At 70.3% G+C, this 7,309-nt stretch carries 10 protein-coding genes; 8 read left to right on the plus strand and 2 right to left on the minus strand.

Annotation, left to right across the window (positions count from 1 at the left end; translation table 11 throughout):
• Window positions 1-1,205: 1,205 nt before the first annotated feature.
• From ACYVM4_RS17625 to ACYVM4_RS17640, 4 genes are all read left to right on the plus strand, one after another.
• A complete protein-coding gene (locus tag ACYVM4_RS17625) occupies window positions 1,206-1,859 on the plus strand; it encodes an arsenate-mycothiol transferase ArsC (protein WP_460669368.1) in 654 nt (217 codons plus the stop codon).
• Complete coding sequence (locus tag ACYVM4_RS17630; protein WP_460669369.1) at window positions 1,856-2,533, plus strand: arsenate-mycothiol transferase ArsC; 678 nt, start codon at window positions 1,856-1,858, stop codon at window positions 2,531-2,533. Before ACYVM4_RS17625 ends, ACYVM4_RS17630 begins: the two co-directional genes overlap by 4 nt.
• A 249-nt stretch (window positions 2,534-2,782) precedes the next feature.
• Entirely contained in the window at window positions 2,783-2,995 is a 213-nt protein-coding gene (locus ACYVM4_RS17635; protein WP_368823597.1) for a hypothetical protein, read from the plus strand.
• A gap of 106 nt (window positions 2,996-3,101) precedes the next feature.
• Window positions 3,102-3,467, plus strand: coding sequence for a hypothetical protein (locus ACYVM4_RS17640; protein WP_368823598.1), 366 nt, complete (start codon window positions 3,102-3,104; stop codon window positions 3,465-3,467).
• Window positions 3,468-3,474: 7 nt separating this feature from the next.
• On the opposite strand, the gene ACYVM4_RS17645 is transcribed toward ACYVM4_RS17640, so the two are convergent.
• Window positions 3,475-3,813, minus strand: a complete 339-nt coding sequence (locus tag ACYVM4_RS17645) for a hypothetical protein (protein WP_460669370.1) — start codon at window positions 3,811-3,813, stop codon at window positions 3,475-3,477.
• 276 nt (window positions 3,814-4,089) lie between these two features.
• On the opposite strand from ACYVM4_RS17645, the gene ACYVM4_RS17650 reads away from it, so the two are divergent.
• The 4 genes from ACYVM4_RS17650 to ACYVM4_RS17665 all read left to right on the plus strand — a co-directional run bounded on the left by ACYVM4_RS17650 (window position 4,090) and on the right by ACYVM4_RS17665 (window position 5,968).
• Entirely contained in the window at window positions 4,090-4,293 is a 204-nt protein-coding gene (locus ACYVM4_RS17650) for a hypothetical protein (RefSeq protein WP_368823600.1), read from the plus strand.
• Window positions 4,294-4,584: 291 nt separating this feature from the next.
• Window positions 4,585-4,728 carry a hypothetical protein gene (locus ACYVM4_RS17655; RefSeq protein ID WP_460669371.1) on the plus strand — a complete coding sequence of 48 codons (144 nt, stop codon included), beginning with the start codon at window positions 4,585-4,587 and terminating at the stop codon, window positions 4,726-4,728.
• 158 nt (window positions 4,729-4,886) lie between these two features.
• Window positions 4,887-5,423 carry a MarR family winged helix-turn-helix transcriptional regulator gene (locus ACYVM4_RS17660; protein WP_460669372.1) on the plus strand — a complete coding sequence of 179 codons (537 nt, stop codon included), beginning with the start codon at window positions 4,887-4,889 and terminating at the stop codon, window positions 5,421-5,423.
• Window positions 5,420-5,968 carry a TspO/MBR family protein gene (locus ACYVM4_RS17665; RefSeq protein ID WP_460669373.1) on the plus strand — a complete coding sequence of 183 codons (549 nt, stop codon included), beginning with the start codon at window positions 5,420-5,422 and terminating at the stop codon, window positions 5,966-5,968. Before ACYVM4_RS17660 ends, ACYVM4_RS17665 begins: the two co-directional genes overlap by 4 nt.
• A gap of 316 nt (window positions 5,969-6,284) precedes the next feature.
• On the opposite strand, the gene ACYVM4_RS17670 is transcribed toward ACYVM4_RS17665, so the two are convergent.
• A complete protein-coding gene (locus ACYVM4_RS17670) occupies window positions 6,285-6,416 on the minus strand; it encodes a hypothetical protein (RefSeq protein ID WP_460669374.1) in 132 nt (43 codons plus the stop codon).
• Between the last annotated feature and the right edge of the window lie 893 nt (window positions 6,417-7,309).

Raw genomic sequence — 7,309 nt, forward strand, 5'->3', positions numbered from 1 at the left:
CAGGCTCCCCCGATGATGTGCCGGTGGGCCCCCTGCCCACCGATCCGGACCGGCGGGCCCAGGACGTACTCCACTGGATCAGCCACCGATATGTCCCAGTTATCAAAATTCTGTGTCAGGGCTGGGAATCCGTCGCTGACTAGGGCGAATCGAGCTGACAGCCTACTGCGACCCCGTCGGACTCCTGGCAGTGGCGCCGGGAGTGGGCAGACCATCATGGGTGTTTTGCACCGGCTGGCAACTACCGTGCAGCGCAATCGTGGCGCGCGGACGCGACCGCAGGGACGGGCACCCCCGGGCGATTGCGCGTGACACACCGCACCTGTTGGCCATCCGGTGGCCACCGGGAGGTCATCGGCGCGTCGCAGACTGGGGCTGTGCCGGCACGAAGCCAGTGCCAGGGCAGGGGTCCACGGGTGAAACCTGTGCGCGCCTTTCGCGGCTCTGGCACCGCTGTCACAGGGGGATTCACAACGCGGCGCGTTGCCGCAAGATGCGGGGACACCGCAAGCATGTCGCCCCGGCAGTTCCGCGCGGTGAAGTTGCCGTGCAGGGGAGGAACGAGAAGCTGGTGGGCGGCCAACACTAGGGGATGCCATGACCGAGCAGAAGACCGATCTACGGGGCCTGCGGACCGGAGTCCGACTGTTCGTGTTCACGACTCCAACCGCCGTGGCGGTCCTGGCGGTGGCCACCGACTCCCCGGCGGTCATGGTCCGGATCGCGGTCCCCGGGGCCGTGGTGGGCGCTGTGCTGCACCAGGAGCGGCGGCGGATCACCGATCAGCCCGCCCTCGCCGACCCGGTTCCGGGGCGACCCGATCGACCATGCCCCGGACAGTCGATCGCTGCCGGCCTGGAGGCAACCCGAGGGGCGCCCGGAAGGGACATCGGGGTCGGCAGGCAAGGGTGGCATGAGAGTGATATGCGTCACCTTCTGTCCATCTCCCGGTCATCTGGAAGTCATCGCCGCGTCGCACACTGGGATGGTGTCGGCACGATGCCAGTGCCAGGACAGGGCCCATCGGGCGGAGCCCGCCTGCGCCCCCAGTGGTCCTGGTCAGGCTGTCACGGGGAACCGGATTGTGGCGGATCACCACAAGGTGGCGGCACACCACGACCACATCGCACCAGCGGCTCCGTGGGCTGGAGCTGCCGCGCCGGCCGGGCCGAGAAACCGGTGGGCGATCGGCACAGGGGGACATCATGATCGAGCATGAGACCGATCTGCAGGACCCACGGGTGCTGCATCGGGCCGCCGAGCACCTCACCGACCGCTACGCCGGGGTCTTCTTCCCCGAGCTGGTCGAGCGCTGCGTGGCCGAGTGCCATGCGGATCTGGCCCGGCAGGCGAGAATCCCGACGTACCTGGCCCCGATGGCCCTGCATGGTGCCGCCGACCGGTTGCGGACCCTGACCCGCGAGGACGACCGGGGCCGGTCGGTGCGCCAGGTGCTGTTCGTGGACGACCACGACACCGGCCTGGCCGCCGTGGCCGCGGCCCTGCTGGCCGAACACGCCGGGCCGGCGGTGGTGACCCGCTCGGCCGGGATCAGCCCAGGCACGACCCTGGATCGGCACGCGGTGCGTCTGCTGGCCGAGCACGGGATCTCCCCGGACACCGCCACCCCGAAACCGCTCACCGCCCCGATCCTCTCGGCCGCCGACTGGGTCATCGTCCTCGGCACCCACGAGATCAGGCCGATGGGCGAAGGCACGCACTGTCAGTCCTGGCCGGCAGTCCCAGCCCTGGGTGCCCACAGGGACATCGGGTTCGCCGAGCTCGAGACCCGGGTACAGGCCCTGTGGCTGGAGATCACCGCCGGTACCGCGGCCGACCCCGTTTCGGAACGGGCATGAGCGAGCCCACCGATCCCGCGGGGTCAGCCCAGCCCCTGGACACCCATGTGCTGGCACGCACCGCCGAGCACCTGGCCGGCCGCTACGCCGGGGTGTTCTCCGCCGATCTGGTGGAGAGGATGGTCTTCGAGTCCTACGCCGCCCTGGCCCGCACCGCCCGGGTGCGCACCCATCTGGCGCCGTTGGCCGGGCACTTCGCCGCCCACCGGCTGGCGGCCCTGGCCCACGCCCGGGCCACCCCCGCAGCCGACCCGCGGCATGCGGGGGTGCCGCAGGTGCTCTTCGTCGGCGAGCACGACACCGGCCGCGCCCAGATCGCCGCGGCCCTGCTTGCCCACCATGCCCAGGACTCGCTCATGGTCCGCTCGGCGGGTCTGCTGCCCGGGGCAGCACTGGAACCGCACGTCGGCACGGCCCTGGCTGAGCGCGGCATCGACACCGAGGACCTGTACCCGAAACCGGTCACCGACGACGTGGTGGCCGGGGCGGACTGGGTCATCACCTTTGGCACCCTCCACGGGATCCCGGTCCCGGCCGGAGCCATTCACCAGGACTGGGACGTGGAGGACGTGCTCGAGGCCGACCCGGCGGCGGTGGCTGCCGTCATCGATGAGCTCCAGGACCGGGTCCAAGCCCTCTACGAACAGATTCGCACCCACCCACCGGCGCCGTAGCACGGCCACGGCTCCGCTCCGGCGGGAGGAAGCCTGCACCGGCACAGGTTCACCATCGTCGTTGTCGATGGTGCTGAGCCACTCAACAGGGTCTGGTAGGCGATCCAGCCCCGGGCCGGGGCCTGCCCGGGACCGGAGGCCGACATCGCTGTGGAGTCGGTGCGATGTGAGCAACTGCACCCCCGCCAGCCGCGGTACAGGCCCCGGAACGGTCAGAGCAGGCCAGTGCCGGATTCTAAGATCGAGGGCATGGCCCTGGATCTGGAACTTCTCACGCTCAGCACTGCCCTGCTCCTGGCAGCGGCCCTGTGGCCGGCGCTGACCCAGGCCGCACGCCGCCGACAGCTGACCACGACCGGCCGGCGACTCCGGAACTCGCACACCACGCTGCTGGGCTTCCTCGGGCCCGCCGCGCTGACCACGGCCGCGATGGCCCTGATGGTGACGGTCCGCTTCCTCTGAGCCCCTGCCCCCGGCGGCTGACCGCCAGGTCGCACCACCGGTTGACCCGGCCTTCCGCCGATCCCACGCCCGGATCATGGCCGCGGATCTGGGGCAGAATGGGTCTGTGCTGATCGGGATCGTAGGGGCGGGGGCCCTGGTGATAGCGGCTGGATGGCTCGCAGCCCAAGGGGTTCGACGGTGGCTGGCCGCCCGCCGGCAACGCTGGGCGCTGCAGTGCCTGGACGGGCTGCAGGTGGACCTGCAACGCCACTACACGGAGATCTGCGCCCACGTGGCCGCCCACCAGGTCGGGGCCCCGGGGCGCGACGAGCTGGCATGGGCGCTGGACCAGGTGGAGCAGGTCCTCCAACGCCGCCGCCAGCAGGAACGCGAACCGACCAAGGCCCCGTTCGTTCCCCACGCCCAGGGAGTGGGGGTGGGGCTGCTCGCGGCGGCCGGAGCCGGGATGCTCCTCCTCTCCGCGCTCTGATGGACGGTCAGGGGCGGACCCCGGCATTGCCCCAGGAGCAGGGCCCCAGCAGCTGGTCGGTGGGGCCGAGGTCCTCCAGCTCCTCAGGAGAGAGCAGAGCACCCGGATTGTGCCCATCGCTCTCGCAGCGCACCGGCATCACCATGGTGGCCTCGGCCAAGGCGCAGGGAACCCCGAGGACCACCTCACCCGCGCCAAGACGCAGCCCCGGACGGTCGGTGTGCATCCGATAGCGCGACAACCGGGCCGCACCCGGGGTGGTGCTCTGGGCGGCGATGACCGGCTCATGCGGGTGGCGTTCGGCGTCGGGGCCGTCAGGGGCGAGGAGCAGAGGGGAAACGGTCATGGCGGGGACCTCCTGGGAGCAGGTGCACCGAGAGCCCGGATGGACTTCGATGCCGAAGGTGGAGCTCGACGTCGTCGTCCGCCACCAGACTATGGATGCAGGTCAGCGCCCCGATACCACTGACCACCGTGAGGTCCGACACGCTCCGGCGCTCTCCCACCCTGACGGTGTGGGCGCCGTTGCGCGTCCACCCTCCATCCACCCAGTGCTCACCGGGTGGTCATGGTCGTAGCCGAGGATGGGAGCTCAACGCGACCTTGAAAGGGGTTGGACACCATGGCTGACACCGTGTCGTTCATCGACGACCTCACCACCGCGCACGTCGGCAACCGGCTGGAGGCCTGGTCCAGCGGGGTCCTGCACCACCTCGGGATCGTGGAGGAGAAACTGCCCGAACTGGGGGTGCTGTGGATCCGCGAATCCGGCACCGGCCAGCGCAAAATGCTGGACGTGATCAGCTACGACCTGCGCCTGCGCTGACCCCACCACCAGACGAGGTCTTACTGAGAGGGCGCAGAATGTCATCTTCGACTCCGGTTCCCTCTTCGGATCAGGGCCTGGAAGTGAAACCTTGGCGGCTGATTGACCGTCTCTGCACAGAGCCCTACACATCGCGACTCACCTCCCCGGCGCAAGGACATGATCATGAGCGCACTTTCCTTTCTCGCCCAACACAGAGCAGACCCGTGCCGACCCCTGAGCCTCGACCGGGCGGGGCCCTCTTACCTGCGTCCGGACGAGGCGTTCCCGGCTGAACTGGGGGCGCTGAGCATGACCGAGCTGCAGGTGTTGCACTCCCGGATGTGCCGCCAGCTCGACCGGGAATATCTCACCGAACCGCAGGGGCCGCACCCCTGCACCACCGACCGGCTCCAGGACATCCTCGGCGAGCTCGACGCCCGCGACCGCGCCTGAGCCCTCGGGGCGACTGGTCCGATCGGTCCACCCAGCGCCTCGGTCTCCGGGTGCATCAATTGCCGCCCGCGCGGCTCTGCTGCCGTGAAGGTCACTCCTTGATAACTCCGTAGCGGAGAATCTCCTTTTCCGAGCCATCAAGGTTTACCGTTGACTCCGTGACGGAGGAGGCGCAGCGGCCGCGGGTCCAGGAGTCCGAGCGGGACCGGGTCCAGGCCCCGAAGGCCTCCTGGGCGTTGCGCGCCCTGTTGCGCGCGGCCGCGGAGGTGGACCAACAGCTGGCCCACCGGCTCCGATTGCGGCCCCTGGACTACTCCGCCATGAACCACGTGATGAGCAGCGAGGACCGCCTCGGTGCGGCCGAGCTCAGCGGGCGGCTGGGCATCTCCACCGGATCGGCCACCGAACTCGTGGACCGGCTGGAACAGGCCGGGCACCTGGAACGCCGTGCCCACCCCAGCGACCGGCGGCGAAAAGTGCTTGCGCCCACCGATGCCGCCCTCGAGGCGACCCTGGGGGCTCTGCAGCCCCTGTTCGAACGCCTCGACGGACTCGTCGAGACGTTCTCCCCCGAGGAGCAGGCCGTGATCGAACGCTATCTGCGCGCAGCCACCGGCCACTTCCTCGACTTCGCCCACGAACCCCCGGCGCAGGAGCACCCCGCCCCGGACACGAGCAAGGACCCCGCACCATGACCACCACCACTACCCTCCGGGCCGCTACACCGGCCCCGGCCCGCCGCTACCGCTGGTGGCACGCCGTCGCGGTCGGGCTCACCGCCAACGCCGCGAGTGTCCTGCCGGCGGGCTTCAACGGTGACCCCTCCTTCTACAACGACCTCGACACCCCACCCGGGGCCCCACCCGACTGGCTGTTCCCCCCGGTGTGGGCGTTCAACAACGCCACCACCCTGTGGAGCAACCTGCGCATCGCCAATCTGCCCCCCGGCACCCCGAGCCGCACCACGGTGCTGGTGCTGGAGGGCGTGGACTGGGCGTTGTTCGCGTCCTTCTCCGCGCTGTACTTCGGTCTGCGCAGCCCCGTGCTCGGGGCGACCGTGACGGTGGCCTCCCTGGGGGTCACCGCCGCCAGCGTCGTGGCCACCGCCGGCCTGGACCGCCGTGCCGCCTGGGCGCTGAGTCCCCGGCTGCTCTGGCTGGCCTACGCCTCCTACATCGCCACCGTCACCGCCGCCCACAACCGGGACGAGTTCCCCGGCTGGGAGCCGCGGCCCGCATGACCGGCCCCTCTCCCCGCAGGCCGGCAATCCGCCTCCGGGACGAGGGGTCGACCGCGACGGTGGAATCCGAGTGCCCCAGCTGGACTGAGGTTGCGCACCTGGGGCACTCGGCACGGCTGCCCAGGGGTGCATCCCTGCTGGTCAGACAGGGCTTGGGGGTTTCCTGCTGGCCTCCGACACCGTAGGGAACCGCTGTGACCCTCCGTCCAACAGCAGGTGAACGCCCGGTGCCACCGTGCGGCCCGTTGTCACGCACGCGAGAGGCTCGCCACACGCCGCGGCAGCACCTGGTCGGGGACGTCGTGCTTGAAGTTCCTCAGCGGGTGAGGAACTCCTTCAGGCCGGGAAGGTCGTCGGTGATGCTGTGGTCGACCCCGGCCGCCTGCAGCTCGGTCCGCAGGTTCTCCCGGGCTTGGCCGGCGATGTCGTTGCTGGCCCAGAACCGCACCCGGTACCGGCGGCATGGGCCTGCTCGACGTAGTCGTGCAGGCCCATGCCGCTCGGTGGCCGGCATTCCCCCACGCCCTGCCGGGTGAACAGCTTCGTCCAGTTCTCGCTGATCAGCGGCATGAACGCCGGGGACGGGACTGATGCACGATCAGGTGACGTTGAGCTGACTTGATGGCCGCTAAGCGGCCATATGTAAAGCGGAAGGGTCCGGGTGGGTCTCCTCTCTGGTGCCCACGGTGGCTCCTTCACTGCTCGGTCGTCGCCACGACCGAGGTGGCGCCCCAGCCGCGAAGGGGTGTGACATCTTCGGTGGTTGGGTAACGATCCGGGGCAGCTCGGCTGATCGGTCCGGAAGGCCGTCCTACGCTGAAGGCACCGCCTGGTCCGTGAGTTCGTCGGGCTGGTGCGCGATCCGGGGCCGTGGATCGGCCCGTCATCTCATCGGTTCCTTGCCTGTGCGTGGTGCCGGGATGTGCCGTCGCGGTCGAGCGGGGCGTAGGGGTCGACATCGTCGTCCGTGACGACTGAGCCTGAAGCACTGTGCTCCGGGGGCAGGGACCTCACCGGGGGTGGCCTGCGCCGCTCGAGAAGGAAACGAAGATGTCATCGTCCACACGATCCACACGTCACACGTTCGCCGCCGCCACGGCGGCGGCGCTCCTCCTCGGGGCCGGCGGGGCAACCGCCGTCCCGCCCTCGACGGCTGGGCCGGCGGCCAACCCGGCCGCTTCAGCGACACCGTCGGCTTCGGCCACGGCCTCCGACGCCTGTGTGGCCGACGTCGACGACGTCGTCACCCGGGAACCCTCCTCGCAGATGGACGAGCCGCTGCCGGAGGAGCAGGCGGCGAGGCTGGACGCCGCCGCCCGGGCCTCGTTCGAGCAGGTCCCC

It is taken from the genome of Kocuria himachalensis, assembly GCF_054784195.1.